Below are 21,268 nucleotides of genomic sequence, written 5' to 3' on the forward strand. Positions count from 1 at the left end.
CGGATTGTGACAGGACCAGGTTTCGGTGCCGACGAACTTAGATCGGACAGGCCAAAGCGAAAATGCTAGAGCCGGGGATGACAAAATTCATCATCGTAGCGTTTCTTACGACGCTTCCGGTTCTGGCCCAAACGACTCCGGCCCCCGGCGCGCCGCCACTCACCGACCGCGAACGCGTCCAGGCGGATCGTGCGAAAGCCGCTGAAGAAGAGAGGGTCGCTCCGATCACCCGACCCTGGGATCGCGACGCTGACGGCAAGCGCCCATGGGAACGGAAGTCGCAAAAGCCCTGAGGCAAGCAAACGTCGAGTCTCCTGAAGGAACTACTGCTGCTGACTCGGATTGTCTGCCAAACCAGGGAGACGATCCATGATCCGCAAATCCATTCTCGTGATGATCGCTTGTGCTGCAGTCTCGACGACCGCCCTTGCTCAAGGCGGAGGTGGCGGCGGCGGTGGTGGTGCGGGCGGCGCCAGTGGTGCCAGCGCGGGATCTGCGGCAAGCTCAGGTGCCGGAACGGGAACGTCGTCCAGCAGCGCCAATTCGGGACCGTCGGCTCCGTCCGGAATGGGGACCCAGGGAACCACCACCGGAGCGAACGTCAAGACCAACAACAGCCCGAACAATCCGAATGTTCAGCCACCGACCGCGAACGGTAGGTCGCCTGCTGCCGCCCAGGCCGAGCGAAACTCCGGCGTCGGTCATGCGCCCAATGGCATGCCGATCGGCAGTCCGGGGTCCGGGACCAGCAACGAAGACCAGAAATAGTCATCCCCGCTTCAGGCAAAGGCCCGCGCTCCTGCGGGCCTTGTATGCTGCGAACGGCCAGCGCGGGCTGTCGCTGCAAATTGAGACCGTCTCGCAGTGAATCGCGCTAGTATCGTCAGGTATTTCTTGATCGATAGCTAGATCGCGGCGGCAATGACATCCGATCAACAAGCAAAGCGGACCATGAAAGTCCGCTGCTGCATCGTCGGCGGCGGACCTGCCGGCATGATGCTCGGCTATCTCCTGGGCCGTGCCGGCATCGACGTCGTGGTGCTGGAGAAGCATGCGGATTTCTTCCGCGACTTCCGCGGCGATACCGTGCATCCGTCGACGCTTCAGGTGATGGACGAGCTCGGTCTGATCGACGACTTCCTGAAGCTGCCGCACCAGCGCCTGCAGAAGATGGACGGCCTGTTCGGCGGCACGCCGGTGCGCATTGCCGATCTCAGCCGGCTCCATACCAAATACCCCTTCATCGCCTTCATGCCGCAATGGGACTTTTTGAATTTTCTGCGCGAGGCCGGCCGGCGCTTTGCTTCCCTCGAGGTAATGATGAGCACGGAGGCGATCGATCTGATCCGCCGTGGCGAGACGATCGCCAGCGTGCGGGCGAAGACGCCTGACGGCATCATCGACATCGAAGCCGATCTCACCGTGGCCTGCGACGGCCGGCATTCGACGGTGCGTGAGCGCGCTGGGCTTGCGATCGAGGAGATCGGCGCGCCGATGGATGTGCTCTGGTTCCGGGCTGGCCGCAGACCCGACGAGACCGAGAACGTGTTCGCGCGGGTCGAGCCCGGCAAGATGATGATCACCTTCGACCGCGGCGATTACTGGCAATGCGCCTATGTCATCGCCAAGGGGCAGTACGAGGCGGTGAAGGAGAGGGGACTATCGGTGCTGCTCGACGACGTCGTGCGGATGGCGCCGATGCTCCGCTCCGGCATCGCCGAGGTGAAGAGCTTCGACGACGTCAAGCTGCTCACCGTCGCGATCAACCGTCTGGCGCGTTGGACGCAGCCTGGCCTTTTGTGCATTGGCGACGCCGCGCATGCGATGTCGCCAGTCGGCGGCGTCGGCGTCAATCTCGCCGTGCAGGATGCGGTTGCGACCGCAAACATCCTGGCGGACAAGCTGCAGCATGGCTGCCCGTCCGAGCACGAGCTCGATGCCGTCAGGCGCCGTCGCGAGTTCCCGGTGAAGATGACGCAGCGCATGCAGGTGGTCGTGCAGAACAACATCATCAGCGGCGCCTTGCAGGGCGGCGATCGACCACTGAAGGTGCCGCTGGTCGTGCGTCTCATTACCGCGCTGCCATGGCTGCAGGGCATTCCGGCGCGCCTGATCGCGCTCGGCGTGCGGCCGGAGCACGTGCATTCGCGCGCCGCACCGGAATTTTAGCGTCGGACTTCGGTAGGGATAACGTTGCGTGAAATCGCGCGCGGCGCGTTGCGCGCCTGCAACAGCGCTACCGGATTGGCGCCACGGTGCGCGTTCAACCGCCACGTTAACCGTGTTGATTTCAATTTTAGTAAGGGCCGTCTGTGACCGTGCGCCCATCAAGGACACGGGGTGTACCATGCGTAACAAATTGATTGCCGCCTTCGCCTGCACGACCGCTCTGGTTTCGACGGGTGCTGCTTCCGCCGCCGATCTCGGTGCGCGCTACACGAAGGCGCCCGCTTACGTCGAGCCGCTGTTCAACTGGACCGGCTTCTATGTCGGCGGCCACATCGGTGGCGCATGGACCAACGAACAGTTCATCAACAGCGGCAACACGAGCGCGTTCGGCGATCTGCTGCCGGGAGAGGGCTATCGCCAGCGCAAGTCGGGCGTCATGGGCGGCGCGCAGATCGGCTACAACTGGCAGGCCAACAATTACGTGTTCGGCGTGGAAGGCACGATTTCGGGTCTCGACAACAAGGGCGCGTTCGTCAACACCGCGTTCCCGCCGGCGAACGACGTGTTCTCCTGGCGCGCCAACGTTCTCGCGACCGTGGTCGGCCGTGCGGGCTTCGCGGTTCAGAACAACCTTTTCTACATCAAGGGCGGCTACGCCGGCGTCAACAACCGGCTCTCGGTTACCGATCCGGTCGTCGCAGGAACGGGCGGACAAACGCACTGGCACAACGGCTGGACCGTCGGCGCCGGCTGGGAATACGGCGTTACCCGCAACTGGATCGTCGGCCTCGAATACAATTACGCGGCCTTCGTGAGCCAGACCTATCAGCTCGGTGGCACCGCAGGCAACTACACCTTCGATACCAAGCCGCGGGACATTCAGTGGGCCGTGGTGCGCGCGAGCTACAAGTTCGATGCCCCCACCATCGCCCGCTACTGAGCACGTCGACGCAACGCGACCAACGATCAAGAAAAGCACTGCCTAAATTAAAAGCCCCGGCCTTGTCCGGGGCTTCTTTTTTTGCGCTATCGCCCGGCGGGCGGCGGGGCCTCAGGCCATCACCGAAAATCCGCCGTCGACCGGGATCGCCGTGCCCGTGACGAAATTCGACGCGGGCGATGCCAGGAACACGGCGATGCCGGCGAAGTCGTCGATGTCGCCCCAACGCCCCGCGGGCGTGCGCGCCAGCACGCGCTCATGCAGCCCCGAGACCTGCTGCCGTGCGCCGCGGGTGAGATCGGTGTCGATCCAGCCCGGCAGGATGGCGTTGACCTGGATGTTGTCGGGCGCCCAGGCATTGGCGCAGGCGCGGGTGTACTGCACGATGCCGCCCTTGCTGGCCGCATAGGCGGTCGCGAAGCTCGCGCCGAAGATCGACATCATCGAGCCGATGTTGATCACCTTGCCGTTGCCGGACGCCTTCAGCGCGGGATAGGCCAGCTTCGAGCACACGAAGGCGCTGGTGAGGTTGGTGTCGATCACCTTGTTCCACTCGTCGAGCTCGAGCTCGTGCGGCGGCTTGCGGATGCTCATGCCGGCATTGTTGACGAGGACGTCGATGCGGCCGAGCTCCTTGACGACACGCTCGATCATGGAGGCGACCGCCGCCTTGTCGGTGACGTCGGTGGCAACGGCGATCGCCTTCACGCCGCGCTGCCTGAGATCGGCCACGGCGGCCGCGGACTTGGTCTCGTTGCGTCCGACCACGGCGATATCGGCGCCGGCATCGGCGAGGCCCCGCGCCATGCCGAGCCCGATGCCGCCATTGCCTCCCGTGACGATCGCGACCTTGCCGCGGAGATCGAACCGGCTGGATGTCATGCTTGTATTCCCTGGTTTCTTCATTGGTTGCTCTGCCAGATCAGCACCAGCCCGAACCCGGCCATGGCTGCGCCATAGCCGGCCCATTGCAGCTGGTCGACCATGAAGCTCGATCGGGGCCACGGAACCGTGCCGGTGCCCTGTCCGATCCAGAGCAGCCCGAGAGCGGTGGCAAACAGGCCTGCCACCAGCAGAAATCTGCGCATGCCTTCCTCCCATCGGTCCGCTTCTGTCGCGGTCCACGGCATTCAATGAATGCCGCAGCCACGAAAACTTGGCGCCAGACTAGCCGTAGCTCTGGTGCGGATACAATGGGCCGTGGCCGCAAGGCCGCGCGGAGGACGCATGTCGATGCGCAAGATCATCCTGGGGGCCCCGGCTCGCCGGCGCATATGAAGCGCTCAAGGTCAGTATCGGACGCTAGAACCTCAAACGAAAAAGCCCCGGCGATGCCGGGGCTTTGACGCTTGATCGTGAGATCAGATCAGTACTTCGCGACGACCGGACCGGTCCAGTTGAAGCGGTAGACCAGCGAGGTCGAGATCGTCTGGTTCCAGCTGTTGGCGCGGATGCTGTTGCCGACCGGAAGGTTGCTGCCGTCGAACAGTTCGTCCTGAGTCTTGGCATTGTAGAAGGCCGAACGATACTCGGTCTTCATGAACCAGCCGGGCGAGGTGATGCCGAAGATGTTCAGGCTGTTCTCGACGCCGCCACCCACGAACCAGCCATGCCGATCGTAGCTGCTGAGATGGACGCCCACGGGAGTGCCGCCCAGCGTCGTGAAGTTGGTCTGGCCGAAATGAGCGCCGGAGTAACCGCCGTTGACGTAGGACAAAACGTTCGGGGCGACCAGCCAACCGAGGCGAACACCCGCAGCCCAGGAGGTTTCCAGCTTCTGGTTGCCAGTGATGCCGAGGGTCGGATCCTGGATGGTTGCGCGGATGCTGCCGAACTGACCGTCGGCGAACACACCAGCGACCCAAGTGCCGCTGAACTGCCAGTCGTAGCCGGCGCCAACCGTGCCGAACCAGCCCGAGCCGCCCTGGCGCTGAGTGATCGTCAGCGGGGTACCCGTGCCGGTATCGACAACGCTCTGGTCAGCATTCGAGAGACCGCCACCGCCGCCGCCGAAGACGTAGAAGCCGGTCCAGTTGGCGACCGGCGCCGGCATCGGGGCCTTCGCATAGGGACGGGCGGCCAAGTCGGCGGCCGAGGCCGAACCAGTCATCGCCGCGACCGCGGTCAGAGCGAGCAAAATCTTCTTCATGTTAAAATCCCCAAACCTTGTCGGCGCGAGCGCACTGAAGTCCGTGTCATCTGATGCCCGAACTATAGACGGTTCTCGCCGAAATGCTGTTGCAGGGCAGGCACAGTCGCCGGAAAACGCCGGTGCGAGGGTATTTGCGGTGCTGCCGCGATAATTTTGAATATTCCTTTGATTTCAACGTGTTGATTGAATTCCGATGATTTGATTTTGGTAACGTCTCGTTAGCAAATTCGGCCTTGTTCGAAATGGAGGCAATCCTGCCTCGGCCGCGTCATCCGTTGAGTCGCTGGCCGAGTCGCCTCGAGACGATCCGGGAATCAACGAAGTACCGGCAGCACACCCGGTAAGCCGGCCGGATCGGCGCCCGCTCCTCAAACGACACAGCCCCGGCTTTGGGCCGGGGCTGTGGTTGGCTTGTGGCCGGTTGGGTTGCCGCCTCAGACGTCCAGCAGCTCGTCGCTAGCAAACTCGGCCTTGTCCGAGATGAAGGCAAAGCGGGCCTCTGCCTTGGTGCCCATCAGCCGCTCGACCGAATCCGCCGTGGTGTCGCGGTCGTCGGCCAGCAGCACCACCTTGAGCAGCGTCCGCTTGGCCGGGTCCATGGTGGTCTCCTTGAGCTGCGCCGGCATCATCTCGCCGAGACCTTTGAAGCGGTTCACCTCGACCTTGGCGTTGGCGTTGAACGCGCTCTTGAGCAGCGCCGCCTTGTGAGCGTCGTCGCGCGCGTAGACCGACTTGGAGCCGTGGGTCAGCTTGTACAGCGGCGGCACTGCGAGGAAGAGGTGGCCCTCGTCGATCAGGCGCGGCATCTGGCGGTAGAAGAAGGTGATCAGGAGCGAGGCGATGTGGGCGCCGTCGACGTCGGCGTCGGTCATGATGATGATGCGCTGATAGCGCAGATCCTCTTCGCGATATTGCGCGAGCGTACCGCAGCCGATCGCCTGCACGAGATCCGAGAGCTGCGCGTTCGCCGTCAGCTTGTCCTTGCCGGCGGAAGCGACGTTGAGGATCTTGCCGCGCAGCGGCAGCACCGCTTGCGTCTTGCGGTCGCGCGCCTGCTTGGCGCTGCCGCCTGCCGAGTCGCCCTCGACGATGAAGAGCTCGGAGCCGTCGGTGCCGGCATCGGTGCAGTCGGCGAGCTTGCCGGGCAGGCGCAGCTTCTTGCCGGCGGTTTTCCGCGCGGTCTCTTTCTCCTGCCGCCGCCGCAGGCGCTCCTCGGCGCGGTCGATGACGAAGTCGAGCAACCGGTTGGCCATGTTCGGATTGCCCGACAGCCAATGGTCGAACGGATCCTTCATCGCCTGCTCGACGATGCGCTGTGCTTCGGCGGTGGCGAGGCGATCCTTGGTCTGGCCCTGGAATTCGGGCTCGCGCACGAACACCGAGAGCATCACGGCGGCGCCCACCATCACGTCTTCCGAGGTGACGGAGGCCGCGCGCTTGCCCTGGCCGACGCGCTCGGCGTGATCCTTCAGGCCGCGCAGCAGCGCGCTGCGCAGGCCGGATTCGTGCGTGCCGCCGTCGGGCGTCGGCACGGTGTTGGTGTAGGACGAGAGGAAGCCGTCGGCATCCGCGGTCCAGGCCACCGCCCATTCGCAGGCGCCGTGCGCGCCGTTGCGCCCCGACTTGCCGGAGAAGATGTCGGGATGCACCAGCGTGTCGGCATGGATCGCGGCCGCCAGATAATCCTTGAGGCCGCCGGGGAAGTGGAAGGTCGCCTCCGCCGGCACGTCCTCGACGCCCTTGAGCAGCTCCGGCGCGCAGTTCCAGCGGATCTCGACGCCGCCGAACAGATAGGCCTTCGAGCGCGTCATCTTGAACAGCCGCTGCGGCTTGAACGCGGCCTTGGCACCGAAGATGTCGGTGTCGGGCTTGAAGCGCACGCGCGTGCCGCGGCGGTTGTTGATCTTGCCGAGATCCTCGAGCTTGCCCTTGGGATGACCGCGCTCGAACGTCATGCGGTAGAGCTTCTGGCTGCGCGCGACCTCGACCTCGAGACGGGAGGAGAGGGCGTTCACCACCGAGATGCCGACGCCGTGCAGGCCGCCCGAGGTCTCGTAGACCTTGCTGTCGAACTTGCCGCCCGAATGCAGCGTGCACATGATGACTTCGAGCGCCGACTTCTTTGGGAATTTCGGATGCGGGTCGACCGGGATGCCGCGGCCGTTGTCGGTCACGGTCAGGAACCCGTCTGCGCTGAGCTCGACTCCGATGAAGGTTGCGTGTCCGGCCAGCGCCTCGTCCATCGAGTTGTCGATCACCTCGGCGAACAGGTGATGCAGCGCCTTCTCGTCGGTGCCGCCGATATACATGCCGGGCCGGCGCCGCACCGGTTCCAGCCCTTCGAGCACTTCGATGTCGGCTGCCGTGTAATCGGCTTCCCCGCCGCTTCCGCGCGGCGCCGCCTTGGCGGCGCGGGGCTTCGGCTCGTCACCGCCGAAAAAGTCATCTTTTGCTTTGGGCTTCAATTGCTTGGACATGTATCTTGATACGTTTTGAGGGCCGCGGAAGCGGCGAATCGGTTAGGCCGACTATGCCACTTCTCACCTGGAAAGGTTACCGGAGGGCGGGCCGCGCGCTGTGGGTTGGGAGCCAATCCCGGCGATTTTACGCCGCAGGCCCGCCATTTCCCGGCAATTTGACGTTCCCGCCTTGGTCATGTCGGGTTTTGTGACTTGATGTCACACAAGTCCTTGGCTTACCAGTCCTTTTCATCGGCAGCACCTTGAGACGGGGCGGGAAGGCTTTTTTGGATGGAGCAGTTTGCGCACGCCCTGGCTGACTTCGTGCGCGTTCACCAGGCCTGGGCGGCGCCAATCGTGTTCGTGCTGGCGTTCGGCGAGTCGCTCGCGTTCATCTCGCTTCTGGTCCCGGCCTGGGGTGCGCTGGTGGCCATCGGCGCACTGATCGGGGCGAGCGGCATCAGCTTCTACCCGGTCTGGATCGCCGGCGGCCTCGGCGCGGCGCTGGGCGACTGGGTCTCCTACTGGTTCGGCTACCGCTACAAGGAGAGGGTTGCCCAGATGTGGCCGCTCTCGCGCTATCCGGAACTCCTGCCTCGAGGTGAGGCCTTCGTGCGCAGCTGGGGCATCCCCAGCATCTTCATCGGCCGCTTCTTCGGCCCCTTGCGCGCCTCCGTGCCGCTCGCGGCCGGCATTTTCGAGATGCCCTATTGGAGTTTTCAGGCCGCCAATTTCGTCTCGGCCCTGATCTGGTCGGCCGTGCTGCTGCTGTTCGGCGACGTGCTCGCCAAGATCATGGAATGGATCTGGCGGGTGATCTGACCGGGCAACCGGGCCGCCCGGTCAGGGCGTCAGGCCAAGCCTACAGCGATGCGTTCCAGATCGCGGGGATCCAGCGATAGCCGGAGCCGTCCTTTTCCTTCTCGACCCGGACGAGACCGGGGAAGGCGGCGTGGAAGGCCTGGATCGGCATCTTCTCGGCAATCGCCATGTCGTAGAGCTTGCGCCGCGTCTGCTGGGCCACCGGCTTGTCGACGTCGGATGCGATGTTCCATTCGGGATGCTTCACGAACAGGAACGCTGCGCCCGCGGTGATATCCACCTGTACAAGCACCTTCTCGGCGCCGGAGGCGACGACAAAGGAATTGTGGCCCGGCGTGTGGCCGGGGCTCGCCACCGAGGTGATACCGGGCGCGACTTCCTTTCCGGGCTCATATTGCGTGACCTTGCGGCCCAGGGCATCGAACACGCGGCGGATGTTCTTGAAATTGTTTTCGAGGATCGGATTGCCCATTCCCTTGCTCATTTCGCCGTCGTCCATCCAGAACTTCCATTCCACCGCCGGCACCATGATCTCGGCATTGGGGAAGGCGGGCTTGTTCTCGGCTGCCAGCAGGCCGTTGATGTGGTCGCCATGGAAGTGGGAGATGATGACGGTGTCGACCGCCGCGCGGTCGATGGCGGCGGCGGCGAGATTGTTGTGGAATTGGCCGACCTTGCCCTTGGTCTGCGTGAACTGGTCGGGTCCGAGGCCGGTGTCGATGACGACGAGCTTCGGTCCGGTGTTGACGACCACGGGATTGAATGTGTGGGTGACCTTGTCGGTCGGCAGGTGATGTTCGGCGAAGACCTTGTTGATGTCGTCCTTGCTGGCACCGGCCGCGTAATTGTCGGTCAGATTGACGGTGGCAACGCCGTCGCAGACCACCGTGACCTGATGGGTGCCGACATTGTAGCGATAAAAGCTCGCATTCTGCGTTTCGGCCGGGGGCGCGGCGGCGCTCGCGGGAGAGGTCTTCACGAAGGGCAGGAGCGCCGAGGCGGCGGCACCGGCCAGCGTAGCGCGACGGGTGATCTCGGTCATGACGATGTCCTGAGGCTGGGTTGCGAAAGGGAGGACCCGGCGAGGTTGTGGCCCGCCGGTCATTCTCGGGAACACCTTCGCTTAAGGGAAATTCCGCTGCAAGCCGATGACATCCGTGGGCAACGTGCCGTCACCAGTGCGGCATTGTGGCGGTCGGCCCCCGGCGTCCCGCGAGCCGATTTGGACTTGACCCTGGAACCCGCAGGCCTTATAGCCGCGCGCCATGATCAACGCCGCGACCATCCTGTTCGCTCGCCGCCGCCGCCGCAGCTTAGCGGTTTGGGCGGTCGATCGCGTTTGAGATCATCGTCTTTGCCGCTGGATCCGATCCGCGGCATCCTCTCTCCTGTCAGCGCGATCTGATCCGGCGGCTCCCCCGAGGAGGCCCAGCAGGAGACCACGATGTACACGCCACCCTTTTTCAAGCAGGACCGCGCCGCGAGCCTGAAATTCGCCGAGGAGCGCGGCTTCGGCACCATGTGCGCGTTCGACGGCAGGAAGCCGATCGCCTCGCCATTGCCGTTCTATTTGACCTATGCCGCAGACGGCACTCCGCAGGTCGCGTTTCATCTCGCCCGTCACAATCCGCTGCTAAAGCTGGCGGGCGGCGATGCGTCGTGGCTGCTCGCGGTCAACGGCCCCGATGCCTATGTATCGCCGGACTGGTACGTCTCGCCGGATCAGGTTCCGACCTGGCTCTACCAGTCGGTGCATCTGAGCGGGCCAGTACGGCCGTTGTCGGATGAGGAGCTCGCGGTGCAGGTCGACACGCTCAGCGACAAGTTCGAGAATTGGCTGCTGCCGAAGAAGCCATGGACCTCGGACAAGATGACGGCGGGCCGGCTGGAAGCGATGAAGAAGGGAATCGCGGGTCTGGTCATGACGGTTGAAGAGGTCGAGGGCAGCTTCAAGCTCAACCAGCACAAGTCCGACGCCGACTATACGGCGATCGCCAATGCGCTCGGCGCTCAGCCCGCGGCCGACGCCAGGAAAATCGCGCAACTGATGCAGGACGTGAGGCCGGAAGCCTTTGCGGCCGAGACCAACAAGCTCGAAAGGAGCGTTCCATGAGCCTCACGGAAACCACGAAAACCCCGATCACCGGCGCGGCCAAGAAGCCGGCCACCGTCTTCGTCGATGGCGGTTCCGGCACCACCGGCCTCGGCATCAACGAGCGGCTGAAGCACCAGAACGACGTCATCGTGAAGACGCTTCCCGACGACAAGCGCAAGGATCCGGCCGCCAAGAAGGCGCTGATGGAGGAGGTGGATCTCGTCATCCTCTGCCTGCCCGACGACGCCGCCAAGGAAACCGTTGCCCTGGTCGACAGCATGGGCACTCAAGGGCCGAAGGTGCTGGATGCCTCGACCGCCTACCGGGTCGCGCCGGACTGGGCTTACGGCTTTCCGGAGCTGACGCCGGACCAGGCCGGCAAGATCAAGGCCGCGAAGAAGGTCTCCAATCCCGGCTGCTATCCGACCGGCGCGATCGCGCTGTTGCGGCCGATCGTCGATGCTGGCCTGCTGCCATCGGATTATCCCGTCACCGTCAACGCGGTGAGCGGCTATTCCGGCGGCGGCAAGTCGATGATCGCAAGCTTCGAGGATGGCAGCGCGCCGTCCTTCGAGCTCTACGGCCTCGGCTTCGAGCACAAGCATCTGCCGGAGATGCAGCTCTATTCGAACCTGACGCGGCGGCCGATCTTCATTCCCTCGGTCGGCAACTACCGGCAGGGCATGCTGGTCTCGGTGCCGCTCCAGCTCGACACGCTGCCGGGCAGGCCCGGCGGCGCCGACCTGCAGGCGGCGATGGCGAAGCGTTACGCCGGCTCGAAATACGTCAAGGTGATGCCGCTGCAGAGCGAGGCGAGCAAGGGCGGCCGGCTCGAGCCGGAGGCGCTAAACGAGACCAACATGCTCGAGCTCTACGTCTTCGCCAGCGACAAATATCACCAGGCGCTACTGGTCGCCCGGCTCGACAATCTCGGCAAGGGCGCATCCGGTGCAGCGGTGCAGAACATGCGACTGATGCTCGGCCTGCCGGAGGAGTAGGGCGGTCTCGTGTCCCGGACGCGGTGCAGCGCTTAGCGCTGCTCCGCAGAGCCGGGACCCAACAGAACACGACAAGCGAAAGCAAGACCATGGGCCCCGGCTCTGCAGCGCACCGCCAAGAGGCGTTGCACTGCGTCCGGGGCACAAGCTCAGTACTTCGCGACGAGCGGCCCGCCGAACCGGTAGTTGATGCGGGCGGTGATCAGATCGACGTCCTGACCGATCCGATCGGTGCGCGAGAACGTGCCGGCAGGCGCCAGCACGCCGTTGGACGTCAGCGTGACGTCGTGCCGGCCCATGAACAGATGGTCGTATTCGAGGCCGACCGACCAGTTCGGGGCAAAGCCGTACTCGAAGCCGACGCCGACCGCGGCGCCCCAACGAGTCTCGTTGGCACGGTCGAACTCGGCTCCGGCCAGACCGCCGGTGCCGGCGCCCCGGTAGCGATCGCTGGTGACGGCGGCGCCGCCCTTCACATAGAGCAGCGCGCTGTTCCAGGCGTAGCCGACCTGGCCGGTGAACAGGCCGAAAGCCTCGATCCGGGTGCGGTTCTCGACGCCGAGAATGGCGCTGGCATTCCGGCCATAGAGATCGGCCCAGTCGCCCTGCGCTTCGAGACCAAACACGAAGGCACTGCTCTGCCAGCGATAGCCCACCTGGCCGCCGGCCACGGCGCCGGTCGCATCATGGCACCCTTCGGCAACGCCGGGGCCGAAGCCGGCGATCTGGTCCCAGCACTTGCGCGACGTACCGTATCCGCCATTGGCGCCGATGTAGAAGCCGCTCCAGTCATAGATCGCGGCGATCATCGGCGGCGCCTTGGTGTAGGGGCGGGCGGCGAGATCGGCGGCACCGGCCTGCGTCGTGATGGCTGCGAGCGAGAGCGCGCCGAGCGCGGATGCAATCTTCCAATTCATGTCTGCCCCGAATCAATCATTGCGATGGGTAAATATAGCTGTGGAAGAACGAGCCAGCGCGTTGGCAGAGCGGGCCGTTGCCGATTCTTCCGGACTGTCATCCTTCGGCAACAGTCTATCGGTCATCCAACCGCTGGTTGCGGCTCGGGGGAACCTGTCTAGCTCGGCACCACCAGAGCCCGGAACGCGTGCTCGCCAGCACCAGCTATGCGGCGACCCATTCCAGCAGCGCGTTTTGCGCGTGAAGCAGGAAAGCCTTTGCGGACGTGCTCTGACATATCGGATGGGTCATCGCACTGGCACTAACCTCCCTGCCTCTGGTCACGGGCGGGCAGGGCAGGAAGATGACGTCGCCGCGGCATCGCTCGAGGAGCGGCGCCGAGATCTGGTATTGAAGGAGCTGATCGGCCCGTGCGCCATCGGGCCAGCAATCCGTGATGATCACATCCGCATCGAGCAAGCCGTCCAGACTGGTGCTCGTGGCGAAGTTCGGACAGGCGACGTCCTTGATGTGCCAGTCTTCCGGATAGATCTGCGTCACCTGGATCGGCAACGAGATCGAAGCTTCGACCCAAGACCGCAGAATGTTGGCGTCTGGAGCGACACCGACAACCTTCAGGCCCGCCAGCGATCCGCGCTTGTCACTGACATAGGCGAGATCGCCGAGCGTTTCGCAGGGGTGATTTGATCGCGTTCTGGCGTTGATCACTGGGGCGGTGGCGTGCGCTGCCAGCTCGTGCAGGGTCGATAAGTCCCGGGTGCGCACGACCAGGATGTCGAACCAATTGTCGAGATACCTAGCGAGATCAGCCGTCGTCTCGTGGACGTTGAACCTGACCGAAGGCTGCACCGAGATGCCGCCCATGGCCTTCACCCCGAGATCGAACGCGGTCGTATTCCGCCAGCCGCCATCATCGACGATGAGGGCGACGCGTTTGCCGGCGAGGCTCTGCGGCATGGCGCGGCCCGTCCACGCTGCCCGCAGCACCTGTGCGCGCGCAACAATGGACAGGATCGTATCGGCATCGAGATCCTGAAACCGGAGAAAGTCCCGGCTGGATTTGCTAGGCATGAACCCGCATCGGGGCGACTTCAAACCAATCCGAAGATCGCCAGCGCCAGCACGGCCTGGGCGAGGAAGCCGACGGTGAAGGCGAGGGTACGGAACACCGGAATTCCGAGCGCGTAAACGATGGTGTGTGCGACGCGCGACCAGAAATAGACGGCGCAGGCGAGCACCGTCCATTTCGTGGAATAGTCGATCGCGTTCAGGATCAGCACCAGCGGGGCGAAGACAATGAGGTTCTCGACCGCGTTGTCATGCGCGAACATCAGCCGGTTCGCCCATTCCGCCTGCGGCTTGTCGCCCCGCGAGGGGTTGGCCATGGCACCGCTCAACCCGCGAACCTGGCAGCGGTTGATGATGTAGGGAATCCACAAAACCCCCGTCAGGATCACCGTCAGTGTCAGCCAGAACAATTCGCGTGTCATAGTGCCGGTCCCCTGTGTCGTCGCTGGATTGAGGCGAGTCTATACGAAAGCGCGGCGGATTCCGCTACGCGCGAACTCTGACATAGCTGCCGGGCGCGTCCTCGATCGGCGGGAATGCTTCGCTGCCGACCGCGCGCGCCGGGACTTCCTCGGGATCGAGCTCGCCCAGCCATTGGCGCCAGTCCGGCCACCACGAGCCCTTGTGCTCCACGGCGCCCTTCATCCACTGCGCGACGTTGACGTTCTTGATGTTGTCGTTGGTCCAATACTGGTACTTGTTCGCGGCAGGCGGATTGACCACGCCCGCGATGTGGCCCGAGCCGGACAGCACGTATTTCACGGGGCCGCCGAAGAACTGCGAGCCGTACAGCACCGATTCAGCGGGCGCGATGTGGTCCTCGCGGGTGGCGAGGTTGTAGACGGGCACCTTGACCTTGGAGAGATCGAGCAGGGTGTTCTCGAGCACCATCGTGCCGGTGGAGAGCCGATTCTCGAGGTAGCAATTGCGCAGGTAATAGGAATGGTTGGCCTGGGTCATCCGTGTCGCATCGGAGTTCCAGTGCAACAGGTCGAACGCGCTCGGCTGCTGGCCCTTCAGATAATTGCTGACCACATAGGACCAGATCAGGTCGTTGGAGCGCAGCATGTTGAAGGCCATCGCCATCTTCGAGCCTTCGAGCACGCCGGCCGTCTTCATGTCGTGCTCGAGCGCTGCGATCTGCTCCTCGTCGACGAACACGAGGAGATCGCCGGCATGGGTGAAGTCGACTTGCGCCGCGAAGAACGTCGCCGAACTCACGCGCTGGCGGCGCTTCTCGGCAAGCCAGGCCAGCGTGGTCGCGAGCATCGTGCCGCCGACGCAATAGCCGGCGGTGTGGACCTTCATCTCGCCGGTGACCTTCTCGATCACGTCCATCGCCCTGAGCGGGCCTTCCTTCATGTAGTCTTCCCAGCCCTTGGTGCCGAGCCGCTTGTCGGGATTGACCCATGAGACCACGAACACGGTGATGCCCTGGTCGACGCACCACTTGATGTAGGATTTCTCCGGCTTGAGATCGAGGATGTAGAACTTGTTGATCCAGGGCGGCACGATCAGGAGCGGGGTGCGCAGCACCTTCTCCGTCGTCGGCGAATACTGGATCAGCTGCATCATCTCGTTCTGGTAAATCACCTTGCCCGGCGTCGTCGCCATGTTGACGCCGACGACAAGATTATCCGGGTTGGACTGGCGGATCTTCAGCATGCCCTTGCCGGCGGCGATGTCCTCGGCCAGCATCTTCAGGCCGCGCGCGAGGTTCTCGCCGCTGGACGCCACCGTCTCGCGCAGCACTTCGGGGTTGGTCAGCACGAAGTTCGATGGCGACAGCGCGTTGGTGACCTGCTGGACGTAGAAGTCGGCCTTGCGGCGCGTGTTCGGATCGAGCCCTTCGGCGTCGCGCACCAGCTCCTGCGCCCATTTGGTCGTGAGCAGATAGAGCTGCATGACGAAGTCGAAGAACTGGTTCGACTTCCACTCCGGATCGGCGAAGCGCTTGTCGCGCGGCGAGGGCGCGATCGCCGGCTCGGCGTTCTGACCGGCCATGCGGCGCGCTGCCGAGCCCCAGAGGTCGAGATAGTCCTTGGCGAGCTTGGTCTGCAGATCGGACGAGCGCGAGGAGTCCGACAGCCAGTATTCGGCGACCGCGGTGAAGGTCTTGACCATCTCCGTGAGCTCGGGCGGCGGGCGGTCCTGCACCTCGCCGCTCTCGCGCGGCTTGAGGTAGGCGGCGAGCGCCTTGCCGCCGCTCTCCATCGCCCGCGCGACGTTCATCGCGAAGGCTTCGGCATCGAACTTCGTCTCGGGTTTCGGCGTATCGGTCGTGGCCATACTCATGAGCAGAACAGTAACGATTCATTCCGTATTCGTCACCGCGAAGCTCGCATGTTTGACGTTAAACGCTCTCGAAGATGTGTTGCACTGCGACAAATCTTCTTGGTTCCGTCACAATCGGGCCGCAGGGCTCGGTTTGTTGGGCATCGGTTGTTTTCTCGCTCCTACCATTTTGGGCAGCAATGGTTTGAGCTTGGGCGCGGTCTTGGGTAAGCTTGCCCGGGGCCGTGCTTTGGGACGAGTAGGGGATTTCCCAAGTGTTGGCGGTATGGGACCTGCAAAAGACGCTGCCGATCTGCGGCGCGGTGCTGATCGCGGCGCTCGCCCTTGGCGGGTGTTCGAGCCAGTTCGCGGATCTGGCGCCGGCGGATGCCCCGCCGCGTCCCAGGGAGCCCGGGACCTATCTGCCGGTGCACGATCTGCCGCCGGATCGCGATCAGGCGACCATCCCGCTGGAGCAGCGCGCCAAGATCGAGGCCGAGCTCGCCGCCGCGCGCGACCGCCAGGCCGCTGCCGCCAAGGACGGCAAATAGGTTTGTGCCCGCGAGACCGGCAAGGTAATCGCTGGCGCGTCCGTGTTGCCGTGCTAAAAGACCTCGGTTCAGCCAAGAGTCAGGGCGAACGACTTCAGTCTTGGTCGCCGATGATTGCTCTAAGTATTTGATTTTGAGTAATTTTCGCGATGAGACCTGAGGGCTTTTGGAATGGCCCTCGCGGGCCCTCGATTCTGTCCTGACCGGTTGCCCGGAGCCCAGAGAGCCATGGAAGAATTTTACCGCATTCGCCGCCTTCCGCCGTACGTGTTCGAGCAGGTCAACCGGGCCAAGGCGGCTGCGCGGAATGCCGGCGCCGACATCATCGACCTCGGCATGGGCAATCCGGACCTCCCGGCGCCGGCGCACGTGCTGGAGAAGCTGAAGGAGACGCTGGGCAAGCCGCGCACCGACCGCTACTCCGCCTCGCGCGGCATCCCCGGACTGCGCCGGGCCCAGGCCGCCTATTACGCCCGCCGCTTCGGCGTGAAGCTGAACCCCGACACCCAGGTGGTGGCGACGCTGGGTTCGAAGGAAGGTTTTGCCAACGTGGCGCAGGCGATCACCGCGCCCGGCGACGTCATTCTGTGTCCGAACCCGAGCTACCCGATTCACGCCTTCGGCTTCTTGATGGCGGGCGGCGTGATCCGCTCGGTGCCGTCGGAGCCGACGCCGCAATTCTTCGAGGCGGCGGAGCGCGCGATCGTGCATTCGATCCCCAAGCCGCTCGCGCTCGTCGTCTGCTATCCCTCGAACCCGACCGCCTATGTCGCGAGCCTGGACTTCTACAAGGACCTCGTCGCCTTCGCCAAGAAGCACGAGATCCTGATCCTGTCCGATCTGGCTTATGCCGAGGTCTATTTCGACGAGAGCAACCCGCCGCCCTCGGTGCTGCAGGTGCCGGGCGCGATGGACTGCACGGTCGAGTTCACCTCGATGTCGAAGACCTATTCGATGGCCGGCTGGCGCATGGGCTTTGCGGTCGGCAATGAACGCGTGATCGCTGCGCTCGCCCGCGTCAAATCCTACCTCGATTACGGCGCGTTCACGCCGGTGCAGGTCGCGGCGACCGCGGCGCTGAACGGCCCGGACGATTGCATCAAGGAGATGCGCGACACCTACCGCAAGCGTCGCGACGCGCTGGTGGAATCGTTCGGCCGCGCCGGCTGGGACATCCCGCCGCCGGAAGCCTCGATGTTCGCCTGGGTGCCGCTGCCGGAAGCCTTCCGCAGCATCGGCAGCATGCAGTTCGCCACCCTGATGGTGGAGAAATCCGGCGTCGCGGTGTCGCCCGGCGTCGGCTTCGGCGAGCATGGTGAAGGATATGTCCGCATCGCCATGGTGGAAAACGAGCAACGGATCAGGCAGGCCGCGCGCGGCGTGCGCCGCTTCCTTGAAAGCGGGATCGAAACGTTGCACAACGTCGTTCCGCTCGCCAATCGGCGTTAATTCTCTTCTGCAGGTTTTCTGAAGTATCATGGTCGCACCCCTGAAAGTGGGCATAGCGGGGCTCGGCACCGTGGGTGCCGAAGTTGTCCGTTTGATCGAGACGCAGGCGCGCGTGCTGGCGGGCCGCAGCGGCCGCGGCATTCGTGTCGTTGCCGTCACCGCGCGCTCGAAGGCGAAGAAGCGCGGCATCGACCTGCGCGGCGTCGACTGGGCGAAGGATCCGATGGCGCTCGCCACGCATCCGGAGGTCGATTGCTTCGTCGAGCTGATGGGCGGCGCCGGCGATCCGGCGCTGTCGGCGGTGGACGCTGCGCTCGGCGCCGGCAAGTCGGTCGTCACAGCCAACAAGGCGCTGCTCGCCAAGCACGGCCTCAAGCTCGCCAAGGCGGCTGAAAAGCACGGCGGTGCGCTGAATTTCGAGGCAGCCGTCGGGGCCGCGATCCCCGTCATCAAGACGTTGCGCGAAGGTCTTGCCGGAACCGGCATCAACCGCGTCTACGGCATCCTCAACGGCACCTGCAATTACATCCTGACCCGGATGGAGCAGGAGGGCCTGTCCTTCGCCGAATGCCTCAAGGACGCGCAGCGGCTCGGCTATGCCGAGGCCGACCCGTCCTTCGACGTCGACGGCCACGATACCGCGCAGAAACTCGCCATTCTCGCCAGCCTCGCTTTCGGCACGAAAGTTGCTCAAAGCGCCGTGTATGTCGAAGGCATCTCATCCATCGCGCCGGAAGATCTTCGCGCCGCCGCTGATCTCGGTTACCGCGTCAAGCTGCTCGGCGTTGCCGTTCGCACCGCCACGGGCATCGAGCAGCGCGTGCATCCGACCATGGTGCCGAAATCCTCCTCGATCGCGCAGGTGATGGGTGTCACCAATGCGGTCACGATCGATGGCGAGGGCATTCCGCCGATCACGCTGGTCGGCCCCGGCGCCGGCGGTGCCGCAACCGCATCCGCCGTCGTTGCCGACATCGCCGACGTCGCGCGCGGCATCCGCGCCAATCCGTTCGGCCGGCCGATCGCGCAGTTGCGCGACACCAAGAAGGCGCCGATGGAGCGCCACGAGGGCGGCTATTACATCCGCCTGCTCGCGCGCGATTTCCCCGGCACTGCGGCCGCGATCGCGACGCGGCTTGCCGAGCAGAAGATTTCGATCGAGTCGATCGTGCAGCGTCATCCCAATGGCGGCGCAGCACCCGCTGACGGCAAGGCGGTCCCCGTGCCCGTCATCCTGATCACCTATGCGACGCACGAGGACGCCGTGCGCCGTGCGCTCGCCGCCGTGCAGAAGGACAAGGTGATCAGCGGACGGCCGCAGGTGATCCGGATCGAGAAGAACTAGAGCATGACCTCGGACCCGGAGGGCCGCGCAGCGAAAAGTTGAGCGGTTTTCCGGAAAGGTCATGCTCAAGCCATAAGGCGGTCGTTCGTTCGAACGAACCATGGGTGTTGCGAGTTGATGCGGACGGAGATTTCCGTCCCAAACGTTTCGAAGGAGTGAGCCGATGTCGACCCATATTGAAGTCCCCCCGCACGCCTTGCTCGAGCGCATTCTGACGCTGGAGATCGTGCGGGTGACGGAGCGGGCGGCGGTGTCGTCGGCGCGGTTGCGCGGCCACGGCAACGAGAAAGCGGCCGACCAGGCCGCGGTCGACGCCATGCGGCGCGAGCTCAACAAGCTGCCGATCCAGGGCACCATCGTGATCGGCGAGGGCGAGCGCGACGAGGCGCCGATGCTGTACATCGGCGAGCAGGTCGGCCTCAAGGCAGGTCCCGAAGTCGATATCGCGGTCGACCCGCTCGAGGGCACCACGCTGTGCGCCAAGAACATGCCAGGCTCGATCGCCACCATGGCGATGGCCGACGGCGGCACGCTGCTGCATGCGCCCGACGTCTACATGCAGAAGCTCGCGATCGGCCCCGGTTACGACAAGGGCGTCGTCGATCTCGATGCCTCGCCGGCCGACAACGTCCGCCGCCTCGCCAAGGCCAAGGGCGTCAAGCCGGAAGGCATCACGGTCCTGGTGCTCGACCGTCCGCGCCACGCCGACATCATTTCGAGCGTGCGCTCGACCGGCGCTGCCGTGCGCCTGATCACCGACGGCGACGTCGCCGGCGTGATCCACTGCGCCGACCCCGACAACACCGGCGTCGACATGTATCTCGGCACCGGCGGTGCACCGGAAGGCGTGCTCGCCGCCGTGGCGCTGCGCTGCATCGGCGGCCAGATGCAGTGCCGCCTGATCCTCGACTCCGACGAGAAGCGCGAGCGCGCCGCCAAGATGGGCGTCAACGATCCCAAGATGATTTACGGCATCGAGGACATGGCACGCGGCGACTGCCTGTTCGCCGCCACCGGCGTCACCACGGGCTCGCTGCTGTCGGGCGTCAAATTCCGCAAGGACGGCGTGATCGAGACCGAGACGGTCGTGATGCGCTCCGTCACCGGCACGGTGCGCTACATCAAGGCCGAGCATCGCGAGCTGGCGAAGTTCCATCTGGACTGATCCAGGCAACACCAACGGCCGTCATTCCGGGGCTCGCGAAGCCCGGAATCCATCGGGCGGCAAACTCCGACGCGAAATGGATTCCGGGCTCGATGCTGCGCATCGCCCCGGAATGACAACAAAAACAATCGGAGGAAGCGCCATGTCCGATCTCTCCGCCGTCAAAGCCCTCGTCTTCGACGTCTTCGGCACAGTGGTCGACTGGCGCACCAGCCTGATCACCGACTTCATGTGGTGGAGCAAGCAGCGCGGCATCAGCGCTGACTGGACCGCGCTGGTCGACGGCTGGCGCGGCATGTACATGGCCTCGATGGACGACGTGCGCAAACATCCCGAGCGTGGCTATGTCATGCTCGATGATCTTCACCGCCGCTCACTGGAGCAGCTCGTCGAGAAATTCGCGATCAAGGGCCTCACCGAGGCCGATCTCGATTACCTCACCAAGGGTTGGCATCGGCTCCATCCCTGGCCCGACAGCGTCGCCGGCCTGACGCGGCTGAAATCAAAATTCGTGATCTCGCCGCTGTCGAACGGCAACGTCGCGCTGCTCACCAACATGGCGAAGTTCGCCGGCCTGCCGTGGGACCTTATCCTGTCGGCCGAGCTGTTCGAGCATTACAAGCCCGATCCGGAAACCTATCTCGGCGCCGCGCGCCTGCTCTGCCTCAAGCCGGAAGAGGTGATGATGGTCGCCGCCCACAACGGCGATCTCGCGGCCGCGCAGAAGAACGGATTGAAGACCGCCTTCGTGGCGCGGCCGACGGAGTATGGCCCGCTCCAGAAGGTCGATTTCGAAGCGACCGGCAAGTGGGACATCGTCGCGAAGGATTTTGGCGGCATCGCCGACAAGCTCGGCTGCTAGG

The 21,268-nt window shown here is 64.4% G+C and carries 21 protein-coding genes; 12 read left to right on the forward strand and 9 right to left on the reverse strand.

Going from position 1 to position 21,268, the window contains the following annotated elements; all coding sequences use genetic code 11:
- Nucleotides 1-77 precede the first annotated feature (77 nt).
- The 4 genes from XI05_RS02905 (at nucleotide 78) to XI05_RS02920 (ending at nucleotide 3,109) form a co-directional block, all read left to right on the forward strand.
- The gene (locus XI05_RS02905) at nucleotides 78-293 is read left to right on the forward strand and encodes a hypothetical protein (protein ID WP_271498476.1); all 216 of its coding nucleotides are present in this window, start codon (nucleotides 78-80) and stop codon (nucleotides 291-293) included.
- Between the two features lie 76 nt (nucleotides 294-369).
- A complete protein-coding gene (locus XI05_RS02910) occupies nucleotides 370-768 on the forward strand; it encodes a hypothetical protein (RefSeq protein WP_271498477.1) in 399 nt (132 codons plus the stop codon).
- A gap of 153 nt (nucleotides 769-921) precedes the next feature.
- On the forward strand, nucleotides 922-2,169 hold the full coding sequence (locus tag XI05_RS02915; protein ID WP_271498478.1) for an FAD-dependent oxidoreductase: 1,248 nt from the start codon (nucleotides 922-924) through the stop codon (nucleotides 2,167-2,169).
- A 178-nt stretch (nucleotides 2,170-2,347) separates the two neighbouring features.
- Nucleotides 2,348-3,109: an outer membrane protein gene (locus XI05_RS02920; RefSeq protein ID WP_271498480.1), complete on the forward strand. Its 762-nt coding sequence runs from the start codon at nucleotides 2,348-2,350 to the stop codon at nucleotides 3,107-3,109.
- A 111-nt stretch (nucleotides 3,110-3,220) separates the two neighbouring features.
- Here XI05_RS02920 and XI05_RS02925 read toward each other — a convergent pair whose 3' ends face one another.
- The 4 genes from XI05_RS02925 to parE all read right to left on the reverse strand — a co-directional run bounded on the left by XI05_RS02925 (nucleotide 3,221) and on the right by parE (nucleotide 7,738).
- A complete protein-coding gene (locus XI05_RS02925) occupies nucleotides 3,221-3,991 on the reverse strand; it encodes an SDR family NAD(P)-dependent oxidoreductase (RefSeq protein WP_212258597.1) in 771 nt (256 codons plus the stop codon).
- 20 nt (nucleotides 3,992-4,011) lie between these two features.
- Entirely contained in the window at nucleotides 4,012-4,197 is a 186-nt protein-coding gene (locus XI05_RS02930) for a hypothetical protein (protein ID WP_172789131.1), read from the reverse strand.
- Between the two features lie 278 nt (nucleotides 4,198-4,475).
- A complete protein-coding gene (locus tag XI05_RS02935) occupies nucleotides 4,476-5,258 on the reverse strand; it encodes an outer membrane protein (protein WP_271498482.1) in 783 nt (260 codons plus the stop codon).
- 437 nt (nucleotides 5,259-5,695) lie between these two features.
- Nucleotides 5,696-7,738, reverse strand: a complete 2,043-nt coding sequence (gene parE / locus XI05_RS02940) for a DNA topoisomerase IV subunit B (RefSeq protein WP_212258599.1) — start codon at nucleotides 7,736-7,738, stop codon at nucleotides 5,696-5,698.
- A 273-nt stretch (nucleotides 7,739-8,011) separates the two neighbouring features.
- Between parE and XI05_RS02945 the strand changes: the two genes are divergently transcribed.
- The gene (locus tag XI05_RS02945) at nucleotides 8,012-8,542 is read left to right on the forward strand and encodes a DedA family protein (protein WP_271498485.1); all 531 of its coding nucleotides are present in this window, start codon (nucleotides 8,012-8,014) and stop codon (nucleotides 8,540-8,542) included.
- A gap of 40 nt (nucleotides 8,543-8,582) precedes the next feature.
- Here the strand turns inward: XI05_RS02945 and XI05_RS02950 are convergent, their stop codons facing one another.
- Nucleotides 8,583-9,584, reverse strand: coding sequence for an MBL fold metallo-hydrolase (locus XI05_RS02950; protein WP_271498487.1), 1,002 nt, complete (start codon nucleotides 9,582-9,584; stop codon nucleotides 8,583-8,585).
- Nucleotides 9,585-9,986: 402 nt separating this feature from the next.
- Between XI05_RS02950 and XI05_RS02955 the strand changes: the two genes are divergently transcribed.
- Complete coding sequence (locus XI05_RS02955) at nucleotides 9,987-10,655, forward strand: FMN-binding negative transcriptional regulator (protein WP_271498489.1); 669 nt, start codon at nucleotides 9,987-9,989, stop codon at nucleotides 10,653-10,655.
- Nucleotides 10,652-11,635 carry an N-acetyl-gamma-glutamyl-phosphate reductase gene (gene argC, locus XI05_RS02960; RefSeq protein ID WP_271498491.1) on the forward strand — a complete coding sequence of 328 codons (984 nt, stop codon included), beginning with the start codon at nucleotides 10,652-10,654 and terminating at the stop codon, nucleotides 11,633-11,635. The genes XI05_RS02955 and argC overlap by 4 nt, the downstream gene beginning before the upstream one ends.
- 149 nt (nucleotides 11,636-11,784) lie before the next feature.
- Here the strand turns inward: argC and XI05_RS02965 are convergent, their stop codons facing one another.
- The 4 genes from XI05_RS02965 to XI05_RS02980 all read right to left on the reverse strand — a co-directional run bounded on the left by XI05_RS02965 (nucleotide 11,785) and on the right by XI05_RS02980 (nucleotide 15,916).
- Complete coding sequence (locus tag XI05_RS02965; RefSeq protein ID WP_271498493.1) at nucleotides 11,785-12,552, reverse strand: outer membrane protein; 768 nt, start codon at nucleotides 12,550-12,552, stop codon at nucleotides 11,785-11,787.
- A 205-nt stretch (nucleotides 12,553-12,757) separates the two neighbouring features.
- Nucleotides 12,758-13,624: an ornithine carbamoyltransferase gene (locus XI05_RS02970; protein ID WP_271498495.1), complete on the reverse strand. Its 867-nt coding sequence runs from the start codon at nucleotides 13,622-13,624 to the stop codon at nucleotides 12,758-12,760.
- Nucleotides 13,625-13,644: 20 nt separating this feature from the next.
- Nucleotides 13,645-14,043 (reverse strand): MAPEG family protein, encoded by a 399-nt coding sequence (locus XI05_RS02975; RefSeq protein WP_271498497.1) that lies wholly within the window; start codon nucleotides 14,041-14,043, stop codon nucleotides 13,645-13,647.
- A 64-nt stretch (nucleotides 14,044-14,107) separates the two neighbouring features.
- On the reverse strand, nucleotides 14,108-15,916 hold the full coding sequence (locus XI05_RS02980) for a PHA/PHB synthase family protein (protein WP_271498499.1): 1,809 nt from the start codon (nucleotides 15,914-15,916) through the stop codon (nucleotides 14,108-14,110).
- Between the two features lie 254 nt (nucleotides 15,917-16,170).
- On the opposite strand from XI05_RS02980, the gene XI05_RS02985 reads away from it, so the two are divergent.
- The 5 genes from XI05_RS02985 to XI05_RS03005 all read left to right on the forward strand — a co-directional run bounded on the left by XI05_RS02985 (nucleotide 16,171) and on the right by XI05_RS03005 (nucleotide 21,267).
- Nucleotides 16,171-16,446 carry a hypothetical protein gene (locus XI05_RS02985; RefSeq protein ID WP_271498501.1) on the forward strand — a complete coding sequence of 92 codons (276 nt, stop codon included), beginning with the start codon at nucleotides 16,171-16,173 and terminating at the stop codon, nucleotides 16,444-16,446.
- 228 nt (nucleotides 16,447-16,674) lie between these two features.
- Nucleotides 16,675-17,895, forward strand: a complete 1,221-nt coding sequence (locus XI05_RS02990; protein WP_172789143.1) for an LL-diaminopimelate aminotransferase — start codon at nucleotides 16,675-16,677, stop codon at nucleotides 17,893-17,895.
- 28 nt (nucleotides 17,896-17,923) lie between these two features.
- Nucleotides 17,924-19,240, forward strand: coding sequence for a homoserine dehydrogenase (locus XI05_RS02995; RefSeq protein ID WP_271498504.1), 1,317 nt, complete (start codon nucleotides 17,924-17,926; stop codon nucleotides 19,238-19,240).
- 163 nt (nucleotides 19,241-19,403) lie between these two features.
- Entirely contained in the window at nucleotides 19,404-20,405 is a 1,002-nt protein-coding gene (glpX, locus tag XI05_RS03000) for a class II fructose-bisphosphatase (protein WP_172789145.1), read from the forward strand.
- A gap of 142 nt (nucleotides 20,406-20,547) precedes the next feature.
- Nucleotides 20,548-21,267: a haloacid dehalogenase type II gene (locus tag XI05_RS03005; protein ID WP_271498506.1), complete on the forward strand. Its 720-nt coding sequence runs from the start codon at nucleotides 20,548-20,550 to the stop codon at nucleotides 21,265-21,267.
- Nucleotide 21,268 lies beyond the last annotated feature (1 nt).

It is taken from the genome of Bradyrhizobium sp. CCBAU 11357 (genome assembly GCF_028128865.1).
GTDB lineage: Bacteria > Pseudomonadota > Alphaproteobacteria > Rhizobiales > Xanthobacteraceae > Bradyrhizobium.

Coding starts and splice junctions, on each gene's coding strand:
- XI05_RS02905 (WP_271498476.1), top strand. CDS start 78: ATGACAAAATTCATCATCGTAGCGTTTCTTACGACGCTTCCGGTTCTG.
- XI05_RS02910 (WP_271498477.1), top strand. CDS start 370: ATGATCCGCAAATCCATTCTCGTGATGATCGCTTGTGCTGCAGTCTCG.
- XI05_RS02915 (WP_271498478.1), top strand. CDS start 922: ATGACATCCGATCAACAAGCAAAGCGGACCATGAAAGTCCGCTGCTGC.
- XI05_RS02920 (WP_271498480.1), top strand. CDS start 2,348: ATGCGTAACAAATTGATTGCCGCCTTCGCCTGCACGACCGCTCTGGTT.
- XI05_RS02925 (WP_212258597.1), bottom strand. CDS start 3,991: ATGACATCCAGCCGGTTCGATCTCCGCGGCAAGGTCGCGATCGTCACG.
- XI05_RS02930 (WP_172789131.1), bottom strand. CDS start 4,197: ATGCGCAGATTTCTGCTGGTGGCAGGCCTGTTTGCCACCGCTCTCGGG.
- XI05_RS02935 (WP_271498482.1), bottom strand. CDS start 5,258: ATGAAGAAGATTTTGCTCGCTCTGACCGCGGTCGCGGCGATGACTGGT.
- parE (WP_212258599.1), bottom strand. CDS start 7,738: ATGTCCAAGCAATTGAAGCCCAAAGCAAAAGATGACTTTTTCGGCGGT.
- XI05_RS02945 (WP_271498485.1), top strand. CDS start 8,012: ATGGAGCAGTTTGCGCACGCCCTGGCTGACTTCGTGCGCGTTCACCAG.
- XI05_RS02950 (WP_271498487.1), bottom strand. CDS start 9,584: ATGACCGAGATCACCCGTCGCGCTACGCTGGCCGGTGCCGCCGCCTCG.
- XI05_RS02955 (WP_271498489.1), top strand. CDS start 9,987: ATGTACACGCCACCCTTTTTCAAGCAGGACCGCGCCGCGAGCCTGAAA.
- argC (WP_271498491.1), top strand. CDS start 10,652: ATGAGCCTCACGGAAACCACGAAAACCCCGATCACCGGCGCGGCCAAG.
- XI05_RS02965 (WP_271498493.1), bottom strand. CDS start 12,552: ATGAATTGGAAGATTGCATCCGCGCTCGGCGCGCTCTCGCTCGCAGCC.
- XI05_RS02970 (WP_271498495.1), bottom strand. CDS start 13,624: ATGCCTAGCAAATCCAGCCGGGACTTTCTCCGGTTTCAGGATCTCGAT.
- XI05_RS02975 (WP_271498497.1), bottom strand. CDS start 14,043: ATGACACGCGAATTGTTCTGGCTGACACTGACGGTGATCCTGACGGGG.
- XI05_RS02980 (WP_271498499.1), bottom strand. CDS start 15,916: ATGAGTATGGCCACGACCGATACGCCGAAACCCGAGACGAAGTTCGAT.
- XI05_RS02990 (WP_172789143.1), top strand. CDS start 16,675: ATGGAAGAATTTTACCGCATTCGCCGCCTTCCGCCGTACGTGTTCGAG.
- XI05_RS02995 (WP_271498504.1), top strand. CDS start 17,924: ATGGTCGCACCCCTGAAAGTGGGCATAGCGGGGCTCGGCACCGTGGGT.
- glpX (WP_172789145.1), top strand. CDS start 19,404: ATGTCGACCCATATTGAAGTCCCCCCGCACGCCTTGCTCGAGCGCATT.
- XI05_RS03005 (WP_271498506.1), top strand. CDS start 20,548: ATGTCCGATCTCTCCGCCGTCAAAGCCCTCGTCTTCGACGTCTTCGGC.